Here is a 26,546-nt window from a genome sequence, read left to right as displayed (position 1 = left end):
GGGGCCGATCGACATCCTTTAACCACTGTCCCGTGAGGCAGAGAAGGAGGTCTTGAGACACCCATGTGTCCGGACACGCCCCCAGAGGACGGCCAGCAGCCGCCCGCCCGTGAGGTCATGAGCACCTCCGACGTCGGCAGAGCGCTGCGCCGCATCGCCCACGAGATCGTCGAGCGCAACAAGGGGGCCGCGGACGTCGTCCTGCTCGGCATCCCCAGTCGCGGCGTCGAGCTCGCCCACCGCCTCGCCGACCTCGTCGCCGAGATCGAGGGCAGCTCCGTGCCGGTCGGCTCCCTCGACGTCACGATGTACCGCGACGACCTGCGCGCGCGGCCCACGCGGGCGCCGCAGCAGACGACCTTCCCCGCCTCCGGGGTCGACGACAGGATCGTCGTCCTCGTCGACGACGTGCTCTACTCCGGCCGCACCGTGCGCGCGGCCCTCGACGCGCTCGCCGACTACGGCCGCCCCCGCGCGGTGCGGCTGGCGGTCCTCGTCGACCGTGGCCACCGCGAGCTGCCGATCCGCGCGGACCACGTCGGCAAGAACCTGCCGACCTCCCAGGCCGAGCGGGTCACCGTGCGCCTGGCGGAGCACGACGGCGTCGACGACGCGGTGACGATCTCCGGGGGTGGTGAGCGATGACCCGCCACCTGCTCTCCGTCGCCGACCTCGACGACGACGCCCTGCGGGCGGTCCTCGACACCGCCGCCGAGATGCACGAGGTGCAGCACCGCGAGGTCAAGAAGATCCCGACCCTGCGCGGGCGCACCGTCATCAACCTCTTCTTCGAGGACTCCACCCGCACCCGCTCCTCCTTCGAGATCGCGGGCAAGTGGATGAGTGCCGACACGATCAACATCACCGGCAAGGGCTCCAGCACGTCGAAGGGGGAGTCCCTCCGCGACACCGTGCGCACCATCGCGGCCATGGGGGTCGACGCGATCGTCATGCGCCACCAGGCCTCCGGTGCGGCCCACCAGGTCGCGCGGTGGTTCGACGAGTCGAGCACGCCGACGAGCGTGGTCAACGCCGGCGACGGCACCCACGAGCACCCCACGCAGGCACTGCTCGACGCCTACACGATCGAGCGCCGGCTGGGTTCGCTCGAGGGCAAGCGGGTCGCGATCGTCGGCGACGTGACGCACAGCCGCGTCTTCCGCTCCAACGTGCTGGCCCTGCCCCGCATGGGTGCCGAGGTGACCGTGGTCGCCCCGCCGACGCTCATGCCGAGCGGCGCGACCGCGTGGGCGCAGGCCGAGGGCTTCGCCCTGAGCGACGACCTCGACGAGGTCATCGCCTCCGGGGTCGACGCGCTGATGATGCTGCGCGTGCAGCGAGAGCGGATGTCCGGCGGCTTCTTCCCCACGGCCCGCGAGTACACGGTCGGCTACGGCCTGACCCGCGACCGCCTCGCCGCGCTGACGGCGGCCAACCCCGAGGCGGTCATCTGCCACCCCGGCCCGATGAACCGTGGCCTCGAGATCGCCGCCGACGCGGCCGACGCGGCGAGCAGCCTGGTCCTCGACCAGGTGAGCTCCGGCGTCGCCGTGCGGATGAGCGTCCTCTACCACCTGCTGGCCTCCGGCCCGACGACGAAGGGGGGCGCGGCATGAGCGACCTCGACACCCGCGACCTGCTCATCACCGGTGCCTCGCTGCTCGGCGCGACGACCGCCGACGTCCTCGTCCGCGACGGCGTCATCGCAGCCGTCGGAGCCGACGCCGCGGCAGGTGCCGGCACCGACACCCACCGGGTCGACGGCGACGGCCTCGCCCTCCTGCCCGGTCTGGTCGACCTGCACACCCACCTGCGCGAGCCCGGTCGCGAGGACGCCGAGACGGTCGCGACGGGCTCCGCCGCGGCCGCCGCGGGCGGATTCACCGCGGTGCTCGCCATGGCCAACACGAGCCCGGTGACCGACACCGCCGAGGCCGCCGAGCGCGTGCTCGACCTCGGAGTCGCCGCCTGTCACTGCGACGTGCAGCCGATCGGCTCGGTGACCAAGGGGCTCGAGGGCGCCGAGCTCGCCGAGCTCGGCCTGATGCACCGCTCCCGCGCCCGGGTGCGCGTCTTCTCCGACGACGGCCGCTGCGTCCACGACGCGCGGGTCATGCGCCGGGCGCTCGAGTACGTGCGCGCCTTCGACGGCGTCATCTCGCAGCACAGCCAGGACCCGGCGCTCGCCGGCCCGGCGGCCTGCTGCCACGAGGGCGAGCTCAGCGGTCGGCTCGGCCTGACCGGCTGGCCCGCCGTCGCCGAGTCGAGCATCATCGCCCGCGACGCCGAGCTCGCTCTGCACACCGGCTCCCGGGTGCACGTCGCCCACGTCTCGACGGCCGAGGGCGTCGAGGCCGTGCGCTGGGCCAAGCGCCGCGGCGCCCGGATCACCGCCGAGGTCACGCCGCACCACCTCGTGCTGACGACCGACCTGCTCACCGGCTACGACCCGGTCTACAAGGTCAACCCGCCGCTGCGCCCCGCCGAGGACGTCGAGGCCCTGCGCGAGGCCCTCGCCGACGGCACGATCGACGCGGTCGCCACCGACCACGCCCCGCACGCCCGCCACGACAAGGAGCACGCCTTCCCCGACGCGGCCTTCGGCATGCTCGGCCTGGAGACCGCCTTCGCCGTCGTCCACGACGTCATGGTGGACTCGGGTCGGATCGACCTGGCGACCCTCGCCGAGCGGATGTCCCACGCGCCGGCGCGCATCGCCGGCCTCACCGACCACGGTCGCGCGATCGAGGTGGGCGCCCCCGCCAACCTCGTCCTCGTCGACCCGACCGACCGGATCACCGTCGACCCGGCCGCGTCGCACTCCCTGTCCCGCAACACCCCCTTCGCCGGGCACACCCTCACCGGGCGCGTCCGCACGACGATCCTGCGCGGCCGCGTCACGGCCGCCGACGGAGAGGTCAGCAATTGAGCACGCACAGCAGCACCGGTGACACCGCACCGGCCGTCCTCGTCCTCGAAGACGGGCGCACCTTCGCCGGCACGGCCTACGGGGCCGTCGGCGAGACCGTCGGCGAGGCGGTCTTCAGCACCGGCATGACCGGCTACCAGGAGACCCTCACCGACCCGAGCTATCGCGGCCAGGTCGTCGTCATGACGGCCCCGCACGTCGGCAACACCGGGTGGAACGACGAGGACGACGAGTCCTCGTGCATCCACGTCGCGGGCTACGTCGTGCGCGACCCCGCGCTGCGCCCGAGCAACTGGCGCTCGCGCCGCACCCTCGAGGACGAGCTGACGACGCAGGGTGTCGTCGGCATCGCCGGCATCGACACCCGCGCCCTGACCCGTCACCTGCGCGAGCGCGGGGCCATGCGGGTCGGCATCTTCTCCGGCGAGGCCGTGACCGACGAGGCCGCGATGCTCGAGCGGGTCACCTCGGCCCCCGAGATGGCCGGCTCGGCCCTCGCCGCCCAGGTGAGCACGAGCGAGCCCTATGTCGTCGAGGCGAAGGGGGACAAGCGCTTCACCGTCGCGGCCCTCGACCTCGGCATCAAGACGATGACCCCGACCCGCCTCGCGGAGCGCGGGATCGAGGTGCACGTCCTGCCGGCCACGGCGACGATCGAGGACGTGCTGGCGGTCTCCCCGGACGGGCTCTTCTTCAGCAACGGCCCCGGCGACCCGGCGACCGCCGGTGACCAGGTCGAGCTGCTCCAGGAGGCGCTGCGCCGGGGGCTGCCGTACTTCGGCATCTGCTTCGGCAACCAGCTCTTCGGCCGGGCGCTCGGCTTCGGCACCTACAAGCTCAAGTACGGCCACCGGGGCATCAACCAGCCGGTCTTCGACCGGACGACCAACAAGGTCGAGGTCACCGCGCACAACCACGGCTTCGCCGTCGACGCACCCCTCGACGAGGCGACGCAGACCCCCTTCGGCACGGCCACCGTGAGCCACGTGTGCCTCAACGACGACGTCGTCGAGGGGCTCGAGCTGCACGACGGGGGCCGGCTGCTCGGCTTCTCCGTCCAGTACCACCCGGAGGCCGCGGCCGGCCCGCACGATGCCGCCTACCTCTTCGACCGCTTCACCGACCTGCTCAGCACGAAGGAGGCGCAGGCCTGATGCCCAAGCGCGACGACATCTCCAGCGTCCTCGTCATCGGCTCCGGCCCGATCGTCATCGGCCAGGCCTGCGAGTTCGACTACTCCGGCACCCAGGCGTGCCGCGTCCTGCGCGAGGAGGGCATCCGGGTCATCCTCGTCAACTCCAACCCCGCGACGATCATGACCGACCCGGAGTTCGCCGACGCGACCTACGTCGAGCCGATCACCCCCGAGGTCGTCGAGAAGATCATCGAGCGAGAGCGCCCCGACGCCGTGCTCGCCACCCTCGGTGGCCAGACAGCCCTCAACGCCGCGATCTCGCTCCACGAGGCCGGCGTGCTCGAGAAGTACGGCTGCCCGCTCATCGGTGCGAGCGTCGAGGCCATCGAGCTCGGCGAGGACCGCGAGCGCTTCAAGGGCGTCGTCGAGCGCTGCGGCGCCGAGTCGGCCCGCTCGGTCATCTGCCACACGATGGACGAGTGCCTCGCGGCCGCCGAGGAGCTGAGCTACCCGGTCGTCGTGCGTCCCTCCTTCACGATGGGCGGCCTGGGCTCGGGCTTCGCCTACGACGAGACCGACCTGCGCCGCATCGCCGGCGCCGGCCTGCAGTACAGCCCGACGACCGAGGTCCTGCTCGAGGAGTCGATCCTCGGGTGGAAGGAGTACGAGCTCGAGGTCATGCGCGACACGGCGGACAACGTCGTGGTCGTCTGCTCGATCGAGAACTTCGACCCGGTCGGCGTGCACACCGGTGACTCGATCACCGTCGCCCCCGCCCTGACCCTCACCGACCGCGAGTACCAGCGCATGCGCGACGTCGGCATCGCGGTCATCCGCGAGGTCGGGGTCGAGACCGGCGGCTGCAACATCCAGTTCGCGATCAACCCCGCCGACGGCCGGATGATCGTCATCGAGATGAACCCGCGCGTCTCGCGCTCCTCGGCGCTGGCGTCGAAGGCCACCGGCTTCCCGATCGCGAAGATCGCGGCGAAGATGGCCATCGGCTACACCCTCGACGAGGTGCCCAACGACATCACCGAGGAGACCCCCGCGGCCTTCGAGCCGAGCCTCGACTACGTCGTCGTCAAGGTGCCGCGCTTCGCCTTCGAGAAGTTCCCGGCCGCCGACCCGACCCTCACGACGACGATGAAGTCCGTCGGCGAGGCGATGGCCATCGGGCGCAACTTCACCGAAGCCCTGCAGAAGGCGCTGCGCTCCGCCGAGCGCTCGGGCGCCGCCTTCCACTGGGACGGTGACCAGCCGACGCTCGAGCAGGGCCGGGCACTCCTCGAGGCGGCGAAGGTGCCGACCGACGGGCGGATCGTCCAGGTCCAGCAGGCCATGCGTGCGGGTCTGTCGGTCGAGGAGGTCCACGAGGCGACGAAGATCGACCCCTGGTACCTCGACCAGATGGAGCTGATCAACGAGGTCGCCCAGCAGGTCCACGACGCCCCGGAGCTCAACCCGCAGGTGCTGCGCCTGGCCAAGCGCCACGGGTTCTCCGACGCCCAGATCGCCCGGCTGCGCCGGATGGACGAGGCCGTCGTGCGCGGGGTCCGGCACGCCCTCGGGGTCCGCCCGGTCTTCAAGACGGTCGACACCTGCGCCGCGGAGTTCGCCGCGCGCACGCCCTACCACTACAGCTCCTACGACGAGGAGACCGAGGTCGAGCCGCGCGAGCGGCCGGCGGTCATCATCCTCGGCTCGGGCCCCAACCGCATCGGCCAGGGCGTGGAGTTCGACTACTCGTGCGTGCACGCGAGCTTCGCCCTGCGCGATGCCGGCTACGACACGGTCATGGTCAACTGCAACCCCGAGACGGTCTCGACTGATTACGACACGAGCAGCCGCCTGTACTTCGAGCCGCTCACCCTCGAGGACGCCCTCGAGGTGATCCACGCCGAGACCCAGGCCGGACCGGTGGCCGGCGTCATCGTCCAGCTCGGCGGGCAGACGCCTCTCGGCCTGGCCGACCAGCTCAAGGCCGAGGGTGTGCCGATCGTCGGCACCTCGCCCGAGGCGATCGACCTGGCGGAGGACCGGGGCCACTTCGGCCGGGTCCTGCACGAGGCCGGGCTCAACGCCCCCAAGCACGGCACCGCCTTCAGCGCGGAGGAGGCCGTCGAGATCGCCCGCGAGATCGGCTACCCGGTCCTCGTGCGGCCGTCCTACGTCCTCGGTGGCCGCGGCATGGAGATCGTCTACGACGACGCGACCCTCTCGGAGTACGTCACCCGGGCGGCGATCGCCAGCCCCGAGCACCCGATCCTCGTCGACCGCTTCCTCGACGACGCGATCGAGATCGACGTCGACGCGCTCTACGACGGCACCGAGATGTACCTCGGCGGGATCATGGAGCACATCGAGGAGGCCGGCATCCACTCCGGTGACTCCAGCTGCACCCTCCCGCCGGCGACGCTCGGCACTTCCGAGCTGCAGCGCGTCCGCGAGGCGACCCTCGCCCTCGCCGAGGGCATCGGCGTGCGCGGCCTGATGAACGTGCAGTTCGCCCTGGCGCAGGACGTCCTCTACGTCCTCGAGGCCAACCCGCGCGCCTCGCGGACCGTCCCCTTCGTCGCCAAGGCCACGGGCGTGCCGCTCGCCAAGGCCGCGGCCCGCGTCATGCTCGGCGCGAGCATCGCCGAGCTCAAGGCCGAGGGCATGCTCCCGCGCGATGCCGACGGTGGTTCGATGCCGGCGCACGCGCCGATGTCGGTCAAGGAGGCCGTGCTGCCCTTCAAGCGCTTCCGGACGAAGGAGGGCGACGTCGTCGACTCCCTCCTCGGCCCCGAGATGCGCTCCACGGGCGAGGTCATGGGCATCGACGCCGACTTCGGCGCGGCCTTCGCCAAGAGCCAGCTCGGCTCGCTGGCGAGCGGCCTGCCGACGAACGGCAATGTCTTCGTCTCCGTCGCCAACCGCGACAAGCGGGCGATGATCTTCCCGATCAAGCGCCTGGCCGACCTCGGCTTCACGATCCTCGCGACGGAGGGCACGGCCGACGTGCTGCGCCGCAATGCCGTCGAGTGCGAGGTCGTCACCAAGCACTCCGAGCGCGGCGAAGGGGAGTCGAGCATCGTCGACCGGATCCTCGCGGGCGACGTCGACATCGTCTTCAACACCCCGTCGGGGCAGCACGCCCGGGCCGATGGCTACGCGATCCGCGCGGCGACGACGGCGATGGACAAGCCGATCGTCACGACGGTCCAGCAGCTCACCGCCGCGGTCCAGGCCATCGAGGCGCGGATGCACGGCGAGCTGCGGGTCAAGCCGCTGCAGGAGCACGCGCGCGACCTCGACCTCTACGGGGTCCGGCGGTGACCGCCCGCACCGTCGCCGCCCGCGAGGGTGCGGGCGTCGTCCAGGTCGAGGCCGAGGTCCTCGGCAATGTCGCGGTCGGTGCCTACCGGCACCTGACGCTCGTCACGCCCGGCCTGGCGGAGATCGCCCGACCGGGGCAGTTCGTCGCGCTCGCCGTCGGTGACGGCACGAGCTCGATGCTGCTGCGGCGCAGCTTCTCGATCCACCGGGTCAGCCCGGTCGGCACCTACGGCGGCACGACCGAGATCGTCGTCGCCGCCCACGGCCCCGGCACCCAGATCCTCACGGCCCTGGAGCCGGGGGAGTCGGTGAGCGTCGTCGGCCCGCTGGGTCGCGGCTTCCCGCTGCCCTCGCAGCCGGTGCCGTGCATCCTCGTCGGCGGTGGCTACGGCTCCGCGCCGCTCTTCTGGCTCGCCGAGCAGCTGCGCGAGCGCGGCTGCCCGGTCGAGATCGTCCTCGGGGCCGCCTCCGCCGACCGGCTCTTCGGGGTCGTCGAGGCCCGCCGCGTCGCCGACGGGGTCACCGTGACCACCGACGACGGGTCCGCCGGGACGCAGGGCTGGGTCTCCGACGTGCTGCCCGACCTCATCGCCCGCACCGGGGCCGGTGTGCTCTACGGCTGCGGCCCGATGGGCATGCTGCGCTCGATGAGCGACATCGCCGCCGACCACGGCATCGTCGCCCAGGTCGCCGTCGAGGAGGCCATGGCCTGCGGTGTGGGCATCTGCATGACCTGCGTCATGCCCGTGCGTGACGCGCAGGGCACGACGAAGATGATCCGCAGCTGCCTCGAGGGCCCGGTCTTCCGCGGCGACCGCGTGCGCTGGGATGCCTTCGAGGACGGCCTGTGCCACGTGCCCGCCGACGCCGTCGGCGCCCCGAAGGAGGCCCGATGACCACGCCCGCTGCACCCCCTTCGCCTGTGGACATGTCCGTCGACCTCGCCGGGGCCCGCCTGCCCAACCCGATGATGACCGCGAGCGGCTGCGCGGCCAACGGCCGCGAGATGCACCGCTTCATCGACATCACCCGGCTCGGCGCCTTCGTCACCAAGTCGGTCAAGCCCGGGCCGGTCTCCGGGCGTGGTACCCCGCGGATGGCGGAGACCCCCTCGGGGATGCTCAACTCGATCGGCCTGCAGGGCCCGGGGGTGCAGGCCTTCGTCGACGAGGACCTCGCCTGGCTGCACTCGATCGGGGCCCGGGTCGTCGTCTCGATCGCCGGCAACACCGCCTCGGAGTTCGCGGGCGTCGCCCGCGCCGTCGTGCGCAGCCGCTACGCGAGCGCGGTGGCCGCCATCGAGGTCAACATCTCGTGCCCCAACGTCGCCAACCGCGGGCTCGTCTTCGCCTGCGACCCGGCGAGCTCCCACAAGGTGATGACCCTCGTGCGAGAGGAGGTCCCGCGGGGCCTGCCGATGCTCGCGAAGCTCAGCCCCGATGTCACCGACATCGTCGAGATCGCCGACACGGTCCTCAAGGCCGGCGCCCACGGCCTGACGATGATCAACACCACCCTCGGGGTGGCCATCGACGTCGACCGGTTGCGGCCGCACCTCATCGCCGCGACCGGAGGGCTCTCCGGCCCGGCGATCCGGCCGATGGCCGTGCGCGCCGTCTGGCAGGTCGCCGGGGCGATGCGGGCCGGGCGGATCAAGACCGCGCCGATCGTCGGTGTCGGGGGAGTGCGCAGCGGCCGTGATGCCCTCGAGCTGGTCGCCGCCGGTGCGAGCGCGATCCAGGTCGGCACCGCGGCCTTCAACGACCCGACCGCCCCCGAGCGGGTCGGTCGCGAGCTCGAAGCGCTCGTCGCAGAGCGTGGCTTCACCCGTCTCGCCGACGTCGTCGGCATCGCCCACGAGAGGTTCACGCCATGAGCACCGAGACCACCCTTCGAGGCGACTCCGTCGCACCTCAGGGAACGTTCGGGGAGCGCCTGCGGGCCGCGATGGACGAGCACGGTCCGCTGTGCGCGGGTCTCGACCCGCACCGGGCCCTCGTCGAGTCGTGGGGGCTGACCTACGACCTCGCCGGGCTCGAGCGCTTCACGATGACCTGCGTCGAGGCCTTCGGTGGCTCGGTGGCCGCGGTCAAGCCGCAGTCGGCCTTCTTCGAGGTCTTCGGGGCGAAGGGGGTGGCCATCCTCGAGCGGGCCCTCACCGACCTTCGTGACGCCGGCACCCTGACCCTCCTCGACGTCAAGCGCGGCGACATCGGCACGACCGTCGACGCCTACGGCGAGGCCTTCCTCGGCAAGGACGCACCGGCCGCGGCCGATGCGATCACCCTGAGCCCCTATCTCGGCTACGGCTCGCTGCGCCCGGCGATCGACCTCGCCCACGCGACCGGTCGCGGGGTCTTCGTCCTCGCGCTGACCTCCAACCCCGAGGGGGCGAGCGTCCAGCACGCGCGGCTGGCCGACGGGCGCTCGGTCGCCGGCGCGGTCGCCGACGAGGCCGCCGCCGACAACGCCGCCGCCCGCGAGGCCGGCGAGCTCGGCAGCATCGGGCTCGTCGTCGGTGCGACGGTCGGTTCGGCCGTGCGCGACCTGGGCGTCGACCTGCCGGCCATGGCCGGGCCGATCCTCGCTCCCGGCCTGGGGGCGCAGGGTGGCACCGCGCAGGACGTGCGCGACGTCTTCGCCGGCGCGCTCCCGCAGGTCCTCGCCAGCAGCAGCCGCGACGTGCTGCGTGCGGGACCGGACGTCTCCTCCCTTCGCTCCCGGGCCCGTGAGGTCGCGACCGAGGTGGCCCGCATCACCGCGGCGTGAGAAGGTGACGGCACCCCGTCCCCGGTCGCCCTGGAGGAGCAGTGTCCGTCCCGAGCCTCAGTGCGCAGCAGCGTGCCCGGGCGCTCGAGCGGGCCGCCGAGGCCCGGCGGCAGCGCTCGCTGCTGCGTGACCGGCTCAAGCACGGGCGCACCACCCTGGCCGAGGCCCTCGCCGCGGCCGACGACGACCCGGTCCTGAGCCGCACCCGGGTCGCCACCGTGCTCGAGTCCCTGCCCGGCGTGGGCCCGGCCCGCGCCCGTCGGGTGATGGACGAGCTCGACATCGCCGACTCGCGCCGACTGCGCGGGCTCGGTCCCCGCCAGCGCGCCGCACTCCTGGAGAGGTTCACATGAGCAGCCCCCGCCTCACCGTCCTCGCCGGCCCGACCGCCGTCGGCAAGGGGACCGTCGCCGCGTGGATCCGCGAGCACCACCCCGAGGTGTGGCTCTCGGTCTCCGCGACGACCCGACCGCCGCGGCCGGGCGAGGTCGACGGCGTGCACTACTGCTTCATCAGCGGCGACGACTTCGCCGACATGGTCACGCGCGGCGAGATGCTCGAGTGGGCCGTCGTCCACGGTCGGGCCTCCTACGGCACGCCGCGCGGGCCCGTCGACGACGCGCTCGAGGCCGGCCGGCTGCCGCTGCTCGAGATCGACCTGCAGGGGGCACGTCAGGTGCGGGCCTCGATGCCCGACGCGCGTTTCGTCTTCCTCGCGCCCCCGTCGTGGGAGGAGCTCGTCGGTCGGCTCGAGGGTCGGGGGACCGAGACGGCCGAGGAGCGAGCCGTCCGGCTGGAGACCGCGAAGGTCGAGCTGGCGGCCCAGGGCGAGTTCGACCACGTCATCGTCAACGACGACATTCGTCGTGCGGCGGAGGAACTCGTATCATTGATGAGATCGACCACCTGACCCCGACGACAAGGACCATCTCGACGTGTCCGGCACCCAGGCCAACCCCATCGGCATCACCAACCCGCCGATCGACGACCTCCTGACCAAGGCGGACTCCAAGTACGCCCTCGTCATCTACGGCGCCAAGCGCGCCCGTCAGATCAACGCCTACTACTCCCAGCTGCAGGAGGGCCTGCTCGAGTACATCGGCCCCCTCGTCGACGCGCAGGTCCACGACAAGCCGCTGTCGATCGCGCTGCGCGAGATCAACGAAGGCCTGCTGACCAAGGAGGCCACCCCCGAGGAGGGCGCCGCGCCCGCCGCACCGGTCGCCGAGGCGCCGGTCGACGAGGCCTGACGGGTCCCCCTTCGTGCGCATCGTCCTCGGTGTCGCGGGCGGCATCGCCGCCTACAAGGCTGCCCTGCTGCTGCGCCTGCTCACCGAGGGCGGGCACGAGGTGACGGTCGTCCCGACCGAGGCCGCGCTGCGCTTCGTCGGGGCCCCGACGTGGGAGGCCCTCTCGGGTCGCCCCGTCCAGACCGACGTCTGGAGCAACATCACCGACGTGCCGCACGTGCGTCTGGGCCAGACCGCCGACCTCGTCGTCGTCGCGCCCGCGACGGCCGACCTGCTCGCCAAGGCCGCGCACGGCCTCGCCGGTGACCTGCTGACCAATGTCCTGCTCACCGCCCGCTGCCCGGTCGTCATGGCCCCGGCCATGCACACCGAGATGTGGGAGCACGCGGCGACGCGGGCCAATGTCGCCACCCTGCGCGAGCGCGGGGTCACCGTCGTCGAGCCCGACTCCGGCCGGCTGACCGGCGCCGACACCGGCCCCGGGCGCCTCCCGGAGCCCGAGGTGATCCACGCCGCCGCGATGGCCGCAGTCGAGGCGAGCGCTTCGTCGCCGACCCGCGACCTCGAGGGACGCCGGGTGCTCATCAGCACCGGCGGCACCCGCGAGCCGCTCGACCCGGTGCGCTACCTGGGCAACCGCAGCTCCGGCAAGCAGGGCCTGGCCCTCGCCGAGACCGCCGCGGCCCGGGGTGCCCGGGTCACCCTCGTCGCGGCCAACCTCGACCTGCCGGTGCCGGACGGCATCACCGTCGTGCCGGTGCAGACCGCGCTCGAGCTCGAGACCGAGATGACGGCCCGCGCCACGGAGCACGACGTCGTCGTCATGGTGGCTGCGGTCGCCGACTTCCGCCCGGCGGAGTACGCCGAGAGCAAGATCAAGAAGACGCACGACCCGGCCGACCCCGACGCGGCGCCGACGATCCGGCTCGTGCGCAACCCCGACATCCTCGCCGGGCTCGTCGCGGCCCGCGGCGAGGCCAGCTCGCCGATCATCGTCGGCTTCGCCGCCGAGACCGGCGACGCGACCGGCTCCGTCCTCGAGCTCGGCCGCGCCAAGCTCGAGCGCAAGGGCTGCGACCTGCTCGTCGTCAACGAGGTCGGGGTCGACAAGACCTTCGGCGCCGACGAGACGACGGTGCACGTGCTCACCCGGGGCCGGGACGCGGTCGTCGACATCGGCCCGGCGAGCAAGTCGGTCGTCTCCCACCGGATCTGGGACGTCGTCGTGGGATCCACCGTCGCCGACTGAGCCAAGGTGCTTAGACTGGCCGGGCCCGTACCGGGCGGTCACCACGATCGTCCGTCCACGACCATGGGAGTGCTGCGTGTCCGGACGTCTCTTCACCTCGGAGTCGGTGACCGAGGGTCACCCCGACAAGATCTGCGACCAGATCTCCGACTCGATCCTCGACGCGATGCTCGAGGCCGACCCGCGCAGCCGGGTCGCCGTCGAGACGATGGTCACCACGGGCCTGGTCCACATCGCCGGTGAGGTCTCCACCGAGGCCTATGTCGAGATCCCGCAGCTGGTGCGCAAGGTCATCGCCGAGGGCGTCGGCTACGACTCGTCGGACAAGGGCTTCGACGGTCGCTCCTGCGGCGTCTCGATCTCCATCGGCGCGCAGAGCCCCGACATCGCCCAGGGCGTCGACACGGCCTACGAGAACCGCACCGGTGGCGTCGACCCCAAGGACAAGCAGGGCGCCGGCGACCAGGGTCTGATGTTCGGCTACGCCTGCGAGGACACGCCCGAGCTCATGCCGCTGCCGATCTTCCTCGCCCACCGGCTCTCGCAGCGCCTCACCGAGGTGCGCAAGTCGGGCGAGCTCGACTACCTGCGCCCCGACGGCAAGACCCAGGTGACCATCGACTACGACGGTGACCGCGCTGTGCGCCTCGACACCGTCGTGCTCTCGACGCAGCACTCCGCCGAGATCGACCACGAGCGCCAGCTGCCGGCCGACATCAAGGCGCACGTCTTCGAGCCGGTCATGGCCGCGCTCAAGGAGTCCGGCGTCGAGCTCGACACGTCCGACTACCGCACCCTGATCAACCCCACCGGCAAGTTCGTCATCGGCGGCCCCATGGGCGACGCCGGCCTCACCGGTCGCAAGATCATCGTCGACACCTACGGCGGCATGGCCCGTCACGGTGGCGGCGCCTTCTCGGGCAAGGACCCGTCGAAGGTCGACCGCTCCGCCGCCTATGCCATGCGCTGGGTCGCCAAGAACGTCGTCGCCGCCGGCCTCGCCGGTCGCTGCGAGGTCCAGGTCGCCTACGCGATCGGCGCCGCCCAGCCGGTCGGCCTCTACATCGAGACCTTCGGCACCGAGAAGGTCCCGGTCGACAAGATCCAGGCGGCCGTCAACGCGGTCTTCGACCTGCGGCCGCTGGCCATCGTGGAGGAGCTCGACCTGCTCCGCCCGATCTACGCGCCGACCGCCGCCTACGGCCACTTCGGTCGCACCGAGGCCGCCGGCTACGACAACCCCTTCCCGTGGGAGCAGACGACGAAGGTCGAGGCCCTGCAGGCCGCGGTCCGCTGATCCCCGTGACGTCCGAGAGGGACGTCCGTCCCCGCCCGCACGTCGTGCGCCGGGGGACGGGCGTCCCTCTCGTCATGGTCCACGGCAACGGCGTCGACCACCGCCTGCTCCTCGAGCTCGACGAGGTCTTCGCCGCCCCGGGGAGGTGGGAACGGATCTACGTCGACCTGCCCGGCTTCGGCCGCAGCCCGGCGCTCGAGGGGCGCGGCGGTCTCACCGACCTCGCCGACTGGCTCGACGCGTGGGTCGGCGAGACCGTGGGGGAGACCCCCTTCGCCGTCGTGGGCAACTCCATGGGTGGCCTGCTGGCGGCAGACCTCGCCGCCCGCCGGGCCGGGCAGTGCCTCGGGCTGGCGCTGCTGGCCCCCGTCGTCGTCGCACAGCACGACCGGCGGAGGCGGGCGCGAGCCCAGGTCCGCGAGGACCCGCAACTGCTCGCGTCGCTCGACCCGGCCGACGCCGTGGAGTACGCGGCCGTCGCCGTCGACCAGACCCGGCAGGGCTGGGAGGCCTTCCGCCGGGCGGTCCTGCCGGGGCTGCGGGCGGGCGACCCAGAGGCCGGGAGGCGCCTCGCGGCCGCCTACGCGCTGCCGATGCCCTCGCCCGGCGACCTCGACCTGCCCGTCCTCGTCGTCACCGGGCGCCAGGACGCGATCGTCGGGGTCGACGACCAGTGGGACTGGGCCCGTGGGCTGCCGCGGGGGAGCACCGCGTCGCTGGACCGGGCCGGTCACAACGTGCACCTCGACCGCCCCGAGGTGGTCGCCGCGCTGCTCGCCGACTGGGCCTGGCAGGTGCACCCGGCCGGCTGACACACCGCCCGGTTACGTTTGTCCCCGTGCGCGTCGCCCAGGTCCTCGTCGACTCGGGGCTGGTCCATCTCGACCGGCCCTTCGAGTACCTCGTGCCCGAGGAGCTCGACGAGGCCGCGCAGCCGGGCGTGCGGGTCAAGGCGCGCTTCGCCGGGCGTGACCTCGCCGGCTACGTCGTCGAGCGCAGCGACGTCGCGGAGCACACCGGGCGGCTGGCCCCGATCCGCACCGTCGTCTCGCCGGAGGCCGTGCTCACGCCGCAGGTCCTCGAGCTGGCCCGTCGGGTCTCCCGCCACCAGGCCGGCACGGTGATGGACGTGCTGCGGCTAGCGATCCCGCCCCGGCACGCCCGCGCCGAGAAAGCGCTGCCCGTCGAGCCGCCGGCGGCCGACGAGAGCGCGGCCGACGAGTCGGCGACGGACGAGCAGAGCGAAGGGGAGGATCTCCCGTCGCCCGCCCCCGTGCCCGAGGTATGGGCCGGGTACCGCGCCGGTGCGGCGTGGTGGTCACGTGTCGCGGCGGGGGAGTCGCCCCGCGCGGCCTGGCTCGCCGGCCCCTCGCGGCCGGCCGAGAGCGACTGGCCGCGAGCCCTCGCCGAGGCGGCGCGCGCGGCCCTGCTCTCCGACCGCGGCACGGTCATCGTCGTGCCCGACCAGCGCGACGTCGCGCGGGTCGACGCGGCCCTGACCGAGGTGCTCGGCCGTGACCAGCACGTGCGGCTGGCGGCCGACCAGGGCCCGCAGGCGCGGTACACCGCGTGGCTCAAGGTGCTGCGCGGCCACGTCCGGGTCGTCGTCGGAACGCGCGCCGCTGCCTACGCGCCCGTGCGCGACCTCGGCCTCGTCGCGTGGTGGGACGACGGCGACGACCTTCACGAGGAGCCGCGCGCGCCCTATGCGCACGTGCGAGAGGTGCTGTCGACCCGGGCCGACGTCGAGGGCTGCGCCCTGCTCGTCGGTGGTCTGGCCATGTCGACCGACGTCGCGGCGCTCGTCGACGCCGGTCGGGTGCACCTCGTCGGGGGAGCGACCCCACGGCGCGAGGCCCCGCGGGTGCTCGTCGCCGGAGAGGGACTCGACGAGGAGCGTGACGGGCCGGGCGCGCGTGCGCACATCCCCTCCTCGGCGCACCGGGCCGCGTCGGCGGCGCTGCAGCAGGGGCCGGTCCTCCTGCAGGTGCCTCGGCGGGGCTACCTGCCCGCGATGTCCTGCGCCACCTGCCGGGCCCCGGCACGCTGCCCCGAGTGCCGTGGACCGCTCGCCCTGCCGGCGCCTGACCAACCACCCCGCTGCGGCTGGTGCGGCAAGAGCCCGCGCGGCTTCGAGTGCCCGCACTGCGACGGTGACCGGCTGCGTGCCGGGATCATCGGCGCACGCCGCACGGCCGAGGAGATCGGCCGTTCCTTCCCGGGAATCCGCGTCATCACCTCCGGCGCGGGCGAGGTCCACGAGAGCGTCGGGAGCGAGCCCGCGATCGTCGTGGCCACGCCGGGTGCCGAGCCCGTCGCAGAGAGCGGCTATGCCGCCGTGCTGCTCCTCGACGCCTGGGCCAGTCTCGACCGTCCCGAGCTGCGGGCAGCCGAGGAGGCGGTGCGCCGGTGGTTCGCCGCGGCCGCGCTGACGCGCTCGTGGAGCGACGGGGGCGTCGTAGTCCTGTGCGGGGCGCCCTCCCACGTGACGATTCCCGCCGTGGAGGCCCTGGTGCGGTGGGACCCGGAGTGGTTTGCCGCGCGCGAGCTGGCCGAGCGGGCCGAGCTGTCGCTGCCCCCGACGACGTGGACCGCCGAGGTCGTCGCCGACCGCAAAAGGGTCGAGCCGATCGAGCACGCGGTGCGGGCGGCCGCGACGCAGGCGCAGCTGCTGGGGCCGCTGCCCGTCACGGGCTCGCAGGACAAGCGCCGACTCGTCGTCACCGCTCCCTTCGCCGACGGCCCGCTCGTGGCCGCGGCCCTCAAGGACGTGCGGGCGGGCGAGAGCGCGCGCAAGGCGCCGGACCTGACCTCGGTCAAGGTCGGGCACCTCACTGCCGGGTGAGGCTGTCGGCGGGCCCTGCGACCATCCCGGCATGAAGGTCTACGTCGCAGCGCCCCTGGCTGCGGTCACCGAGGTCCAGGCCCTGCAGGCGGCAGTCGTCGCGGCTGGTCATCAGCTGACCTTCGACTGGACCCGGAGCGAGGACATCGACGTGGGGGATAGCGGCTACGCCGACGCTCCAGAGGCTGCGAAGCGCATTGCCACGAACGACCTCGACGGAGCGCTGGCTGCCGACGCCGTCCTCGTCCTGGCCACGGAGCACGAGGGAGGTGGCACCTATTCGAGCTCGGGGCGGCGCTGGCGCGCGCCAGCTCTGGCCAGGCGGTCGACGTCGTGCTCGTCGGGGAGGTCCACCACGACAGCGTCTTCCACCACCACCCGTTGGTCCGCAGGGTGGCGGACGTCGAGGAGTGGCTGGCTCTCCCGTAACCCGGCCCTGCGTGCCCGGACGGACCGGGCTGACCGCCGGGCCCCGAAGCGTCTGCCGGGGGCATCTAGACTTCGCCGGGTGCGACTGATCTTTGCCGGGACCCCCGAGGTCGCCGTCCCCTCCCTTCGTGCCCTGCTCGACTCCGACCACGAGGTCGTCGCCGTGGTCACCCGACCCGATGCCCGCGTCGGGCGCGGCCGTCGGCTTGAGCCCTCCCCGGTCAAGGCCGCCGCGCTGGAGGCCGGCCTCGAGGTGCTCACCCCGACCCGGCCGACGGACGAGGACTTCGTCGCCCGGCTCACCGAGCTGGCCCCTGACTGCTGCCCGGTGGTCGCCTACGGCGCGCTGCTGCCGGCACAGCTGCTCGACATCCCGACCCACGGCTGGGTCAACCTGCACTTCTCCCTGCTCCCGGCGTGGCGTGGCGCGGCTCCCGCGCAGCGGGCCCTCATCGCCGGTGACGAGATCACCGGCGCGAGCACCTTCCTCATCGAGACCGGCCTCGACACCGGCCCGGTCTTCGGGACGATGACCGAGCGGATCCGCCCCGACGACACCTCCGGGGCGCTCCTCGAGCGGCTCGCCGACGCCGGTGCGCCCCTGCTCGTCGCGACGATGGACGGCATCGCCTCCGGCGACCTCGAGCCGCAGGCACAGCCCGGCGAAGGTGTCAGCCATGCCGCCAAGATCACCGTCGACGACGCCCGGATCGACTTCGGTCACCCGGCGCTCGCCGTCGACCGGCTCGTGCGCGGCTGCACGCCGGCGCCGGGTGCGTGGACGACCTTCCGCGGGGAGCGGCTCAAGGTCGGGCCGCTGACGGTCACCGACGAGCGCCTGCCCGCCGGCACCGTCGAGGCCCGCAAGCGCGAGGTGCTCGTCGGCACCGCCGACCGCGCGGTGCGCCTCGGCGAGGTGACCCCGCTCGGCAAGAAGCCCATGCCCGCCGCGGACTGGGCCCGTGGGGTCCGGATCGACGCGGGTGAGCGTCTCGGGGAGGAGTCGGCATGAGCGAGCGACGTGACGGAGGGCGCGGGCAGCGCGGCGGCCAGCGCGACCGGGGTGGGCACCGCGGACCGCGGCAGAAGTCCCGGACCGCACCCTCGGCCCGCTCCCGCCAGGGGGACGTGCCGCGCACGACCGCGCTGCGCGTGCTGCGGGCGGTCTCGCACGAGGGTGCCTATGCCAACCTCGAGCTGCCCAAGGCGCTGCGCCGGGCGCGGCTGAGCGGGCGGGACGCCGGGTTCGCCACCGAGCTGACCTACGGCACCCTGCGCATGCAGGGCCTCTACGACGCGATCATCGCCGAGGCGGCCCAGCGCCCCGTCTCGAAGCTCGACGGGGGAGTCCTCGACGTGCTGCGGATGGGGGCCCACCAGGTGCTCGGCATGCGGGTGCCCGAGCACGCCGCCGCCGACCAGTCGGTCGCGCTCGCCCGCTCGGTCGCCGGTCAGGGCGCAGCCGGCCTCGTCAACGCCGTGATGCGCCGCATCGGCGAGCGCAGCCGCGACGCCTGGCTCGAGGCGGTCGTGCCCGCCGAGCCGGTCGTCGAGCGCCTCTCGGTCGCGCAGTCGCACCCGGTCTGGGTGGTCAAGGCGCTGCGCCAGGCGCTCATCGGTCACGGTGCGGCGACGCCCGAGAGCGCCGACGACGTGCTCGCCGACCTGCTCGCCGCGCACAACGTGCCCGCCGACGTCTCGCTCGTCGCCCGCCCCGGCCTGGCCACGATCGACGAGCTCCTCGCCGCCGGTGCGCAGCCCGGGCGGTGGTCCCCCTTCGCCGCGGAGCTGGAGTCGGGTGCCCCCGGTGACCTCGAGGCGATCCGTGATGGTCGCGCCGCGGTCCAGGACGAAGGGAGCCAGCTGCTGGCTCTCGCGCTCGCCGCCGCGCCGGTCGCCCCGCGCAGTGACGGTGCGCCCGAGCGGTGGCTCGACCTGTGCGCCGGCCCCGGCGGCAAGGCCGGTCTCCTCGCGGCCCTCGCGCTGCAGCAGGGCGCCGACCTCGTGGCCAACGAGGTGAGCGAGCACCGCACCGACCTCGTCCGGCAGAGCCTGCGACCGGCGGTGGCCGCCGCGGCCGACGCCGGTCGCGAGATCGTCGTGCGCACCGGTGACGGGCGCGACGTCGGCGTCGACGAGCCGGAGGTCTACGACCGGGTGCTCGTCGACGCGCCGTGCACCGGCCTCGGCGCGCTGCGCCGTCGGCCCGAGGCCCGCTGGCGCCGCCAGCCCGGTGACCTGGCTGCGCTCGGGCCGCTGCAGCGTGACCTGCTCGCCGCCGGGATCGACGCGACCCGCCCCGGTGGTGTCGTCGCCTACGCGACGTGCAGCCCGCACCTGTCGGAGACGACCTTCGTCGTGCGTGACGTCGTCAAGAAGCGCGACGACGTCGAGGTGCTCGACGCCCGCGAGCTGCTCGCCGGCGCGGCGGTCGCCGACCTCGGTGCCCTCGGCGAGGGCCCGCACGCCCAGCTGTGGCCGCACGTGCACGGCACGGATGGCATGTTCCTGTCCCTCCTGCGGAAGAAGGCCTGACCGTGCGCGTCCTCGTCGCCGGCATCCACGTCAACGACGGCCCCAAGGCCTACGACTTCTACACGCAGGTCCTCGGCTGGCGCGACGCCCTCGTCGTCCACTCCGAGCAGCTCTACATCCTCGGCCCGAGCACCGGGTGGGAGATGGGCTGCCAGATCAACCTCGAGCCGATCACCGACGAGATCACCCGCCGCTTCCAGGAGCACCAGTTCCGGGAGGGTCTGACCGCGCTCATGCTCGCCGTCCACGACGTCGAGGCGGAGTACGAGCGGCTCCGCGCGCGCGGTGACATCGTCTTCCGCCTCGAGCTGACGCACGACGCGATCGGGAAGCACTTCCAGATCGAAGACACCGTCGGCAACGTCCTGTCCATCCACCAGAGCTGACCACCCTTCTCCCACAAGGAACTTCGTGCAGATCTCCCCGAGCATCCTGTCCGCCGACTTCGCCAACCTGCAGTCCGAGCTGCAGGCGATCGACAACGCCGACTGGGCCCACGTCGACGTCATGGACGCGCACTTCGTCCCCAACCTCACCCTGGGTCTGCCGATCATCGAATCACTGCTCAAGGTCAGCCCGATCCCGATCGACTGCCACCTGATGATCGAGGACCCCGACCGGTGGGCGCCGCCCTACGCCGAGGCGGGCGCGCAGAGCGTGACCTTCCACATCGAGGCGGCGCACGACCCGGTGCGGCTGGCCCGCGACATCCGTGCCCAGGGCGCCCGGGCGTCGATGGCGATCAAGCCGGGTACTCCCTTCGCGCCCTACGAGGAGCTGCTGCCCGAGCTCGACATGGTGCTCGTCATGACCGTCGAGCCCGGCTTCGGCGGGCAGTCCTTCATGGCCGACCAGATGCCCAAGGTCGCGCAGGTGCGCGAGGCCGTGAAGAAGCACGGCGGTGACATCTGGGTCCAGGTCGACGGCGGCGTCTCGGCAAAGACCATCGAGCAGTGCGCCGAGGCCGGCGCCGACGTCTTCGTCGCCGGGTCGGCCGTCTACGGGGCCGAGTCGGCCGCCGCGGCGGTCGACGAGTTGCGCGAGCTGGCCCGGGCGCACGCGCACTGACCTGGTATCCGGCCCGCGGCCGTCACCCGTGTGATGGAGCGGGCAGCGGCGGGCGGACAGGGGCCTGCGCAGTTGGGAGCGTTGGTGCCACCTGGTCCCCCTTCTCCGGGCAACCAGGTGGCACCAACGCCGTCGGGTGACGTCAACGCCACCACCTTCCTTCGAGACCCTGCGGCCGCGGCCGGGTCAGCGCCCCCGGAACCGTGGGGCGCGAGGCAGCCAGCGGCTGCGCTCGATGAAGAGCTCGTCGCCGTATGCCTCGTCGACCGCGTGGATGCGCACGTCGTGCACGAGCCCGGGTGCGGGTCCGCCGACAGCGTGGATCTCGACGCAGATGCCCGTGGCCACGTCGAGCGCGACGTCGTGAGCCTGCGGGTACGCGCGCCCCGGGACGAAGGGGGACCCCTCCTCGTCGTGCTCGAGCCGGTCCGCGACCTCGCTCGGCAGCAGCGGGCAGCAGCTGCACCGCGGCTCGTAGGCCCACGTCGGCACGACCCGCGCCCACCACGTCGCCCGACCGTGCCGGTCACCGGCACGCAGGTCGGACACGAGCGTGCCCGGGACCGGGACACGCGTCGGCCAGTCCAGCTCGGGGTAGGGCTCGGGGGCCAGCGGTGGCGTCTCGACGTCGGCGCCGGTCGCGGGGTCCCGCCACGGCGAACCGTCCGCGAGCTCGACCGGGTCGAGCATCGCCACCCAGTCGTAGGACTGCCACATCGGGTCGTCGAGACCCACCACTGCACTGTCCGGACGGACGCGCACCAGGCCGTCGGCGTCGAGCACGGGCCTGACATCGGCGGCCGTGGGCAGGTCGACGGGGCCACTCCTGCCGTCGCGCGTGTAGGGCGCGACCCGCGTCGGTCCGTCCCGCACCACGTGCACCTCGCCGTCGGCGACCACCCGCATGAGGTGCGGTCGCCGGATCACGGCTTCGACGTCCCCTTCGCCCACGGGGCCGCCGACCTCGCGCACGAGGTGCACGGAGCGCCACCGCCACGGCGAGCTGCGCGCCAGCGCACGGAAGGACTGCTCGGTCAGCTCCATGGGCCCAGTGTGCGGGTGTCGCGTCTCACGGCACCACCGAATTGCCGCGCGGACCCTCCCTTCGGACAATGGTCGTGCACGTGCCACGTGACGCGGTGAAACTCCGCACCGGCGGTGAGAGCCCGCGACCCGACTGCTGCGGCAGGCGGTGAACTCCGGTAACAGAACCCCGGGGCCGACGGTGACAGTCCGGACGGGAGCGGCGCGCGCGGATCGGATCACCCATGTCCATCATCGAATGGATCTACTCGGCCGGCGTCGACATCGCCGGCTACCGGCTCTCCCTCATGGAGGTCATCGGCATCGGCTTCGGCCTGGCCTCGGCGGTCGGCGGCATGCTCCGCAAGGTCTGGGCCTGGCCGATCGGGATCGTCGGCAACGTCATCCTCTTCTTCGTCTACATCGGCATCACCCTGGGCGTCGACGACAAGGCGCCGCTCTTCGGCCAGTCGGCCCGGCAGATCTTCTTCATCATCACCTCGGTCTACGGCTGGTGGCGCTGGCGGCAGGTCAAGCGCGAGCAGCACACGGGTGACGCCCACGCGATCACCCCGCGGTGGGCCACGTGGGGCGAGCGCGCCGGCCTGGCCGTGATGATGGTCGTCGGCATCGCGGTGGCCCAGCAGGTCTTCACGATGCTCGGTGCCGGCTGGCCCGCCCCGCGCTGGTACCACGTGGCCGATGCGTGGATCTTCATGGGCTCGCTCCTGGCGACCTATGCCATGGCCCGCGGGTGGAACGAGTTCTGGCTCATCTGGATCGGCGTCGACCTCGTCGGCGTGCCGCTGCTGTGGACGAGCGGCTACCTGCCGACGGCCGTCCTCTACGCCGTCTACGCGGGCTTCGTCCTCTACGGCTTCGTCGTGTGGCTGCGTGCCTCGCGCGCGGAGCGTCCGGACCGTGAGCCCGTGGACGAGCCCACCGCGCTCGCCAACTAGTCTGGGGCCCTGTGAAGACCTTCGAGAGCCTCTTCGACGAACTCACCCGCAAGGCCGCCGAGCGGCCCGAGGGCTCGGGCACCGTGGCCCAGCTCGACGCGGGGACCCATGCCATCGGCAAGAAGGTCGTCGAGGAGGCCGCCGAGGTGTGGATGGCGGCCGAGTACCAGAGCAAGGAGGAGCTGGCCGAGGAGATCAGCCAGCTGCTCTACCACCTGCAGGTCCTCATGATCGACGGTGGGCTCACCGTCGAGGACGTCTACACCCACCTCTGAGAGGACTCCCGTGCGCATCGCCGTCCCCAACAAGGGCTCCCTGTCCGAACCGACCGTCGAGATGCTCCGCGAGGCGGGCTACCGCGTCCGCCGCGACAGCAAGGAGCTGATCGTCGCCGACCAGGACAACGACGTCGAGTTCTTCTACCTGCGTCCGCGTGACGTCGCCCTCTACGTCGGCAAGGGCCAGGTCGACGCCGGCATCACCGGCCGCGACCTGCTCCTCGACTCCGGCTCCACGGCCACCGAGGTCATGGGTCTGGGCTTCGGCGGCTCGACCTTCCGCTTCGCCGGCCGCCCCGGCGAGGCGAGCAGCGCCGCCGACCTCGACGGTCGTCGCGTGGCCACCTCCTATGCCGGCCTCGTGCGCTCGCACCTCGAGGCGAAGGGGGTCACCGCCGACGTCGTGCGTCTCGACGGCGCCGTCGAGACCGCCATCACCCTCGGCGTCGCCGACGCGATCGCCGACGTCGTCGAGACCGGCACGACCCTGCGCCAGCAGGGGCTCGAGGTCTTCGGCGAGCCGATCCTGCGCAGCGAGGCCGTGCTCATCCGCCGCGCGGACGCCAGCGAAGGGGGGATCGACGTCCTCCACCGTCGCCTCACCGGCGTCGTCACGGCCCGCGAGTACGTCCTGCTCGACTACGACTGCCCGGCCGCCATCGTCGAGCAGGCGGTGCAGCTGACACCGGGCCTCGAGTCGCCGACGGTCAGCACCCTGCACGACGAGAGCTGGTGCGCGGTGCGCTCGATGGTGCCCCGGGGTCGGACCAACCGGATCATGGACGAGCTCTACGACCTCGGCGCCAGGGCCATCCTCGTCACCGAGATCACCGCGTGCCGACTGTGACCGCCCCCGACCGCGCCGCCGCCGCCGTCTTCCGTCCCACCCGCGGGCGGTGGGTCGCGACGGTCCTCGGCGTCGCGACCCTCGTCGGGTCGGTGCTGCTCGCGCTCAGCCTGCCCGACCGCTACGAGATCATGGACCAGCTGACGTGCATCGGCATCGGGGTCGGTGTCGCCGCGCTGATGTCGCGCTACGCGACGATCCACGCCCGGCCGACCGCCGAGGGGCTCTACGTGCGCAACCTCGGGCCCGGCGAGTTCGTGCCGTGGGAGCAGATCACGGCCGTGCGCTTCTCCCAGGGGATGCCGTGGCCGCGCATCGACCTCGCCGACGGCCTCGACATGGCGGTCATGGCGATCCAGCGCTCTGACGGCGCGGGCTCGATGGACGAGGCACAGCGCCTGGCGGACCTCATCGGCTGAGACCGGAGGCTGCCAACCCTGCAGGACCCTAGGGTCTTGCCGAGATGGAGAGGGACAGGTGGGCCCGTTCACGGGTGCCGTCCGCCCCGAAGACCGCCTCCTCCTGCGCGGCCCACATCTCCCAGTGGGCCTCGAAGACCGCCCCGTCACGGGCGATCGCCCGCGCCCGGCGCAGCTCCGGCGCCCCGTCGAGCCACACCCGCGTGCCGGCGAAGGGAGCCGCAGCGCCCACCGTGCTCCCGCATCCCTCGACGACGAGCCGCTCGTCGACCTCGAGCGGGATGCGCGGGCCGGGTCGGTCGGCGAGCCAGTCCCACGTCGGGACGATCGGGTCCTCGCCGCGGGTCAGGGGGAGCAGCACGTGCTCGACGAGCAGGCCCGTGGCGGCGGCCAGCCCGGACCAGCCGGGGTAGATCGAGTCCATCGAGACCACCGGCGCCTCCCACGCGGCCGCGACCTCGCGGGCGAGGGAGGTCTTGCCGGAGCCGCTGCGCCCGTCGACGGCGATGACGTGGACCCGGCCGCACGAGGGCGGTGCCGTGGCGGCGTGATCGAGGACCTGGCGAAGGGCGGACACCGCACGGAGCGTAGCCGCCGGCCCGGCCCACCACGTGACCGGCGGCGGTGCTCCCTTCGCCCTGCTGGGTAGGCTGCCCCGCGTGTCTCTCGCCGTGCGTGTCATCCCGTGCCTCGACGTCGACGCCGGACGGGTCGTCAAGGGCGTCAACTTCGAGCACCTGCGTGATGCCGGTGACCCTGTCGAGCTCGCCCGGCGCTACGGGCAGCAGGGGGCCGACGAGCTGACCTTCCTCGACGTCACGGCGAGCAGCTCCGACCGGGCGACGACCTACGACGTCGTCACGCGCACGGCCGAGGAGGTCTTCATCCCGCTCACGGTCGGCGGGGGAGTGCGCACCGTCGACGACGTCGACCGGCTGCTGCGCTGCGGCGCCGACAAGGTCGGGGTCAACACGGCCGCCATCGCGCGGCCCGAGCTCATCAGCGAGGTCGCCGACCGCTTCGGCGCCCAGGTGCTGGTGCTGTCGGCCGACGTGCGCCGACGCACCCGCGAGGACGGCTCTGCCGCAGGCGGGTTCGAGGTGACGACGCACGGCGGTCGGACCCGCACGGGGCTCGACGCCATCGAGTGGTGCGCCCGCGCCGCCGAGCTCGGGGCGGGGGAGATCCTGCTCAACTCCATGGACGCCGACGGCACCAAGGCGGGCTTCGACCTCGAGCTGATCCGGGCCGTGCGCGCCGAGGTGGGCATCCCGGTCATCGCCAGCGGTGGGGCCGGCGCCGCCGAGCACATGCCGCCGGCGGTCGAGGCCGGGGCCGATGCGGTGCTCGCGGCGAGCATCTTCCACTTCGGCGAGGTGACGATCGGTGAGGTCAAGGACGCCCTCGACGCGGCCGGGCACCCGGTGCGGCGCGGCCGCGCCGACTGAGCCGCGCCGACCGGCTGCTCAGACCTCGTAGCTGCCGGTGCGGACCGTCTCGACCGCATCGGGCGGGCCGATGAGCTCGACCTCCGCGACCGCCTGCCGGCCGTAGCCGAAGAGCAGGATCTCGCCGGGTCGGCCGTGGATCTCGACGACCGGGCCGTTGCCCGAGCCGACCTTCGTGCGCCGCTTGGCGGTGACGAGGGCGAGGTCGACCCCCTTCGCACTGCGGAAGAGCATCCGGCCCATGAGGCCCAGGCGGTCACCGAGGGCCGAGGTCATCTCGCTGCTGAGGGTGCGCCGGGGCGCGCCGAGCTGCGCCCGCAGGACGTCCTCGTGGTGGATGAACATCTCGACGAGGTTCATCTGCTCGTCGACGGCCGGCACCCGCGCCGGGTGCAGGCGCGGCGGCCCCTGGCGCAGCCGCTCGACGAGGTCACCGAAGTCGTGCTTCGCCAGCAGGCCGGCCATCGCGGCCTCGGTGCGGCCGGCCAGGGGAGCGGCGAAGATCCCCGCGGCCAGGTCCGGGCGGCCCTCGCGGACGAGGAGGTGGGCCAGCAGGTCCGCGCTCGTCCACGTGCCGCACAGGGTCGGCACGTCGGGGCCGACCTCGAGGAGGGTGTCGCACAGGGCGAGGCGCTCGGCGCGTGCATGGCGGATCACGTGGGCCTCCTCGGCCGGTGGGCGGTCTGTCTGACGTCGCAGGGTAACCCCGGGCACGTCGGCGGCGCGACGCGAGCGAGTGCCAGAA

General features: G+C 73.1%; 28 protein-coding genes. 24 read left to right on the top strand and 4 right to left on the bottom strand.

Features of this window, described 5'->3' with window-relative positions; all coding sequences use genetic code 11:
• Positions 1–117 precede the first annotated feature (117 nt).
• The 15 genes from pyrR (at position 118) to ACQBJO_RS09500 (ending at position 16,795) form a co-directional block, all read left to right on the top strand.
• The gene (gene pyrR, locus ACQBJO_RS09570) at positions 118–645 is read left to right on the top strand and encodes a bifunctional pyr operon transcriptional regulator/uracil phosphoribosyltransferase PyrR (protein WP_430407098.1); all 528 of its coding nucleotides are present in this window, start codon (positions 118–120) and stop codon (positions 643–645) included.
• Positions 642–1,616 carry an aspartate carbamoyltransferase catalytic subunit gene (locus tag ACQBJO_RS09565; protein ID WP_255183584.1) on the top strand — a complete coding sequence of 325 codons (975 nt, stop codon included), beginning with the start codon at positions 642–644 and terminating at the stop codon, positions 1,614–1,616. Before pyrR ends, ACQBJO_RS09565 begins: the two co-directional genes overlap by 4 nt.
• Complete coding sequence (locus ACQBJO_RS09560; protein WP_421008402.1) at positions 1,613–2,929, top strand: dihydroorotase; 1,317 nt, start codon at positions 1,613–1,615, stop codon at positions 2,927–2,929. The genes ACQBJO_RS09565 and ACQBJO_RS09560 overlap by 4 nt, the downstream gene beginning before the upstream one ends.
• Positions 2,926–4,083: a glutamine-hydrolyzing carbamoyl-phosphate synthase small subunit gene (gene carA / locus ACQBJO_RS09555; protein ID WP_421008401.1), complete on the top strand. Its 1,158-nt coding sequence runs from the start codon at positions 2,926–2,928 to the stop codon at positions 4,081–4,083. Before ACQBJO_RS09560 ends, carA begins: the two co-directional genes overlap by 4 nt.
• Positions 4,083–7,385, top strand: a complete 3,303-nt coding sequence (carB, locus tag ACQBJO_RS09550; protein ID WP_255183581.1) for a carbamoyl-phosphate synthase large subunit — start codon at positions 4,083–4,085, stop codon at positions 7,383–7,385. The genes carA and carB overlap by 1 nt, the downstream gene beginning before the upstream one ends.
• On the top strand, positions 7,382–8,281 hold the full coding sequence (locus tag ACQBJO_RS09545; protein ID WP_421008400.1) for a dihydroorotate dehydrogenase electron transfer subunit: 900 nt from the start codon (positions 7,382–7,384) through the stop codon (positions 8,279–8,281). Before carB ends, ACQBJO_RS09545 begins: the two co-directional genes overlap by 4 nt.
• Positions 8,278–9,261 carry a dihydroorotate dehydrogenase gene (locus ACQBJO_RS09540; protein WP_421008399.1) on the top strand — a complete coding sequence of 328 codons (984 nt, stop codon included), beginning with the start codon at positions 8,278–8,280 and terminating at the stop codon, positions 9,259–9,261. The genes ACQBJO_RS09545 and ACQBJO_RS09540 overlap by 4 nt, the downstream gene beginning before the upstream one ends.
• Positions 9,258–10,154: an orotidine-5'-phosphate decarboxylase gene (gene pyrF / locus ACQBJO_RS09535; protein ID WP_421008398.1), complete on the top strand. Its 897-nt coding sequence runs from the start codon at positions 9,258–9,260 to the stop codon at positions 10,152–10,154. Before ACQBJO_RS09540 ends, pyrF begins: the two co-directional genes overlap by 4 nt.
• Before the next feature lie 41 nt (positions 10,155–10,195).
• On the top strand, positions 10,196–10,507 hold the full coding sequence (mihF, locus tag ACQBJO_RS09530; protein ID WP_421008397.1) for an integration host factor, actinobacterial type: 312 nt from the start codon (positions 10,196–10,198) through the stop codon (positions 10,505–10,507).
• On the top strand, positions 10,504–11,064 hold the full coding sequence (gene gmk / locus ACQBJO_RS09525) for a guanylate kinase (protein ID WP_255183576.1): 561 nt from the start codon (positions 10,504–10,506) through the stop codon (positions 11,062–11,064). Before mihF ends, gmk begins: the two co-directional genes overlap by 4 nt.
• A 25-nt stretch (positions 11,065–11,089) precedes the next feature.
• On the top strand, positions 11,090–11,404 hold the full coding sequence (gene rpoZ, locus ACQBJO_RS09520; RefSeq protein WP_168635252.1) for a DNA-directed RNA polymerase subunit omega: 315 nt from the start codon (positions 11,090–11,092) through the stop codon (positions 11,402–11,404).
• A gap of 13 nt (positions 11,405–11,417) precedes the next feature.
• Positions 11,418–12,653: a bifunctional phosphopantothenoylcysteine decarboxylase/phosphopantothenate--cysteine ligase CoaBC gene (gene coaBC, locus ACQBJO_RS09515; RefSeq protein ID WP_421008396.1), complete on the top strand. Its 1,236-nt coding sequence runs from the start codon at positions 11,418–11,420 to the stop codon at positions 12,651–12,653.
• Between the two features lie 76 nt (positions 12,654–12,729).
• Positions 12,730–13,950, top strand: coding sequence for a methionine adenosyltransferase (gene metK / locus ACQBJO_RS09510; RefSeq protein WP_255183574.1), 1,221 nt, complete (start codon positions 12,730–12,732; stop codon positions 13,948–13,950).
• A 5-nt stretch (positions 13,951–13,955) separates the two neighbouring features.
• Positions 13,956–14,762 carry an alpha/beta fold hydrolase gene (locus tag ACQBJO_RS09505; protein ID WP_421008395.1) on the top strand — a complete coding sequence of 269 codons (807 nt, stop codon included), beginning with the start codon at positions 13,956–13,958 and terminating at the stop codon, positions 14,760–14,762.
• A gap of 26 nt (positions 14,763–14,788) precedes the next feature.
• Positions 14,789–16,795 (top strand): primosome assembly protein PriA, encoded by a 2,007-nt coding sequence (locus ACQBJO_RS09500; RefSeq protein ID WP_421008394.1) that lies wholly within the window; start codon positions 14,789–14,791, stop codon positions 16,793–16,795.
• Here the strand turns inward: ACQBJO_RS09500 and ACQBJO_RS09495 are convergent.
• Complete coding sequence (locus ACQBJO_RS09495) at positions 16,782–16,907, bottom strand: hypothetical protein (RefSeq protein ID WP_421008393.1); 126 nt, start codon at positions 16,905–16,907, stop codon at positions 16,782–16,784. The two genes, ACQBJO_RS09500 and ACQBJO_RS09495, sit on opposite strands and share 14 nt — an antisense overlap.
• A gap of 396 nt (positions 16,908–17,303) precedes the next feature.
• On the opposite strand from ACQBJO_RS09495, the gene fmt reads away from it, so the two are divergent.
• The 4 genes from fmt to rpe are packed head-to-tail and all read left to right on the top strand — an operon-like array spanning position 17,304 to position 20,827.
• Complete coding sequence (gene fmt, locus ACQBJO_RS09490) at positions 17,304–18,236, top strand: methionyl-tRNA formyltransferase (RefSeq protein ID WP_421008392.1); 933 nt, start codon at positions 17,304–17,306, stop codon at positions 18,234–18,236.
• The gene (locus tag ACQBJO_RS09485; RefSeq protein ID WP_421008391.1) at positions 18,233–19,759 is read left to right on the top strand and encodes an RsmB/NOP family class I SAM-dependent RNA methyltransferase; all 1,527 of its coding nucleotides are present in this window, start codon (positions 18,233–18,235) and stop codon (positions 19,757–19,759) included. Before fmt ends, ACQBJO_RS09485 begins: the two co-directional genes overlap by 4 nt.
• A 2-nt stretch (positions 19,760–19,761) precedes the next feature.
• Positions 19,762–20,145: a VOC family protein gene (locus tag ACQBJO_RS09480; protein ID WP_255183568.1), complete on the top strand. Its 384-nt coding sequence runs from the start codon at positions 19,762–19,764 to the stop codon at positions 20,143–20,145.
• A gap of 25 nt (positions 20,146–20,170) precedes the next feature.
• Positions 20,171–20,827, top strand: coding sequence for a ribulose-phosphate 3-epimerase (gene rpe, locus ACQBJO_RS09475; RefSeq protein WP_421008390.1), 657 nt, complete (start codon positions 20,171–20,173; stop codon positions 20,825–20,827).
• A 186-nt stretch (positions 20,828–21,013) separates the two neighbouring features.
• Here rpe and ACQBJO_RS09470 read toward each other — a convergent pair whose 3' ends face one another.
• On the bottom strand, positions 21,014–21,871 hold the full coding sequence (locus tag ACQBJO_RS09470; RefSeq protein ID WP_421008389.1) for a hypothetical protein: 858 nt from the start codon (positions 21,869–21,871) through the stop codon (positions 21,014–21,016).
• A gap of 224 nt (positions 21,872–22,095) precedes the next feature.
• Here ACQBJO_RS09470 and pnuC point away from each other — a divergent pair, with 224 nt between their 5' ends.
• The 4 genes from pnuC to ACQBJO_RS09450 all read left to right on the top strand — a co-directional run bounded on the left by pnuC (position 22,096) and on the right by ACQBJO_RS09450 (position 24,353).
• Entirely contained in the window at positions 22,096–22,809 is a 714-nt protein-coding gene (pnuC, locus tag ACQBJO_RS09465) for a nicotinamide riboside transporter PnuC (RefSeq protein ID WP_421008388.1), read from the top strand.
• An 11-nt stretch (positions 22,810–22,820) separates the two neighbouring features.
• Positions 22,821–23,084: a phosphoribosyl-ATP diphosphatase gene (locus tag ACQBJO_RS09460; protein WP_255183564.1), complete on the top strand. Its 264-nt coding sequence runs from the start codon at positions 22,821–22,823 to the stop codon at positions 23,082–23,084.
• Between the two features lie 61 nt (positions 23,085–23,145).
• Complete coding sequence (hisG, locus tag ACQBJO_RS09455; protein ID WP_430407176.1) at positions 23,146–23,934, top strand: ATP phosphoribosyltransferase; 789 nt, start codon at positions 23,146–23,148, stop codon at positions 23,932–23,934.
• A complete protein-coding gene (locus ACQBJO_RS09450) occupies positions 23,922–24,353 on the top strand; it encodes a PH domain-containing protein (protein ID WP_421008387.1) in 432 nt (143 codons plus the stop codon). Before hisG ends, ACQBJO_RS09450 begins: the two co-directional genes overlap by 13 nt.
• Before the next feature lie 28 nt (positions 24,354–24,381).
• Here ACQBJO_RS09450 and ACQBJO_RS09445 read toward each other — a convergent pair whose 3' ends face one another.
• The gene (locus ACQBJO_RS09445; RefSeq protein ID WP_421008386.1) at positions 24,382–24,930 is read right to left on the bottom strand and encodes a hypothetical protein; all 549 of its coding nucleotides are present in this window, start codon (positions 24,928–24,930) and stop codon (positions 24,382–24,384) included.
• An 82-nt stretch (positions 24,931–25,012) separates the two neighbouring features.
• Here ACQBJO_RS09445 and hisF point away from each other — a divergent pair, with 82 nt between their 5' ends.
• Positions 25,013–25,801, top strand: a complete 789-nt coding sequence (hisF, locus tag ACQBJO_RS09440; protein WP_255183560.1) for an imidazole glycerol phosphate synthase subunit HisF — start codon at positions 25,013–25,015, stop codon at positions 25,799–25,801.
• Positions 25,802–25,819: 18 nt separating this feature from the next.
• Here hisF and ACQBJO_RS09435 read toward each other — a convergent pair whose 3' ends face one another.
• The gene (locus ACQBJO_RS09435) at positions 25,820–26,458 is read right to left on the bottom strand and encodes a TIGR03085 family metal-binding protein (RefSeq protein ID WP_255183559.1); all 639 of its coding nucleotides are present in this window, start codon (positions 26,456–26,458) and stop codon (positions 25,820–25,822) included.
• Between the last annotated feature and the right edge of the window lie 88 nt (positions 26,459–26,546).

The sequence above is a fragment of the Janibacter zhangyanbonis genome (assembly GCF_050507325.1).
In the GTDB taxonomy this organism is placed as follows: Bacteria; Actinomycetota; Actinomycetes; order Actinomycetales; family Dermatophilaceae; genus Janibacter.
Note: the sequence above shows the minus strand (reverse complement) of the source record. Positions and strands in the feature narration are given on the sequence as shown.

Excerpts from the sequence above, each read along its gene's own strand:
- ACQBJO_RS09560 (WP_421008402.1), top strand. The coding sequence starts at position 1,613 with ATGAGCGACCTCGACACCCGCGACCTGCTCATCACCGGTGCCTCGCTG.
- pyrF (WP_421008398.1), top strand. The coding sequence starts at position 9,258 with ATGAGCACCGAGACCACCCTTCGAGGCGACTCCGTCGCACCTCAGGGA.
- ACQBJO_RS09485 (WP_421008391.1), top strand. The coding sequence starts at position 18,233 with ATGAGCGAGCGACGTGACGGAGGGCGCGGGCAGCGCGGCGGCCAGCGC.
- carB (WP_255183581.1), top strand. The coding sequence starts at position 4,083 with ATGCCCAAGCGCGACGACATCTCCAGCGTCCTCGTCATCGGCTCCGGC.
- ACQBJO_RS09565 (WP_255183584.1), top strand. The coding sequence starts at position 642 with ATGACCCGCCACCTGCTCTCCGTCGCCGACCTCGACGACGACGCCCTG.
- hisG (WP_430407176.1), top strand. The coding sequence starts at position 23,146 with ATGCTCCGCGAGGCGGGCTACCGCGTCCGCCGCGACAGCAAGGAGCTG.
- gmk (WP_255183576.1), top strand. The coding sequence starts at position 10,504 with ATGAGCAGCCCCCGCCTCACCGTCCTCGCCGGCCCGACCGCCGTCGGC.
- ACQBJO_RS09470 (WP_421008389.1), bottom strand. The coding sequence starts at position 21,871 with ATGGAGCTGACCGAGCAGTCCTTCCGTGCGCTGGCGCGCAGCTCGCCG.
- pnuC (WP_421008388.1), top strand. The coding sequence starts at position 22,096 with ATGTCCATCATCGAATGGATCTACTCGGCCGGCGTCGACATCGCCGGC.
- ACQBJO_RS09540 (WP_421008399.1), top strand. The coding sequence starts at position 8,278 with ATGACCACGCCCGCTGCACCCCCTTCGCCTGTGGACATGTCCGTCGAC.
- ACQBJO_RS09495 (WP_421008393.1), bottom strand. The coding sequence starts at position 16,907 with ATGACCAGCCGCGACGACTGCCGCCTGCAGGGCCTGGACCTCGGTGAC.
- pyrR (WP_430407098.1), top strand. The coding sequence starts at position 118 with ATGAGCACCTCCGACGTCGGCAGAGCGCTGCGCCGCATCGCCCACGAG.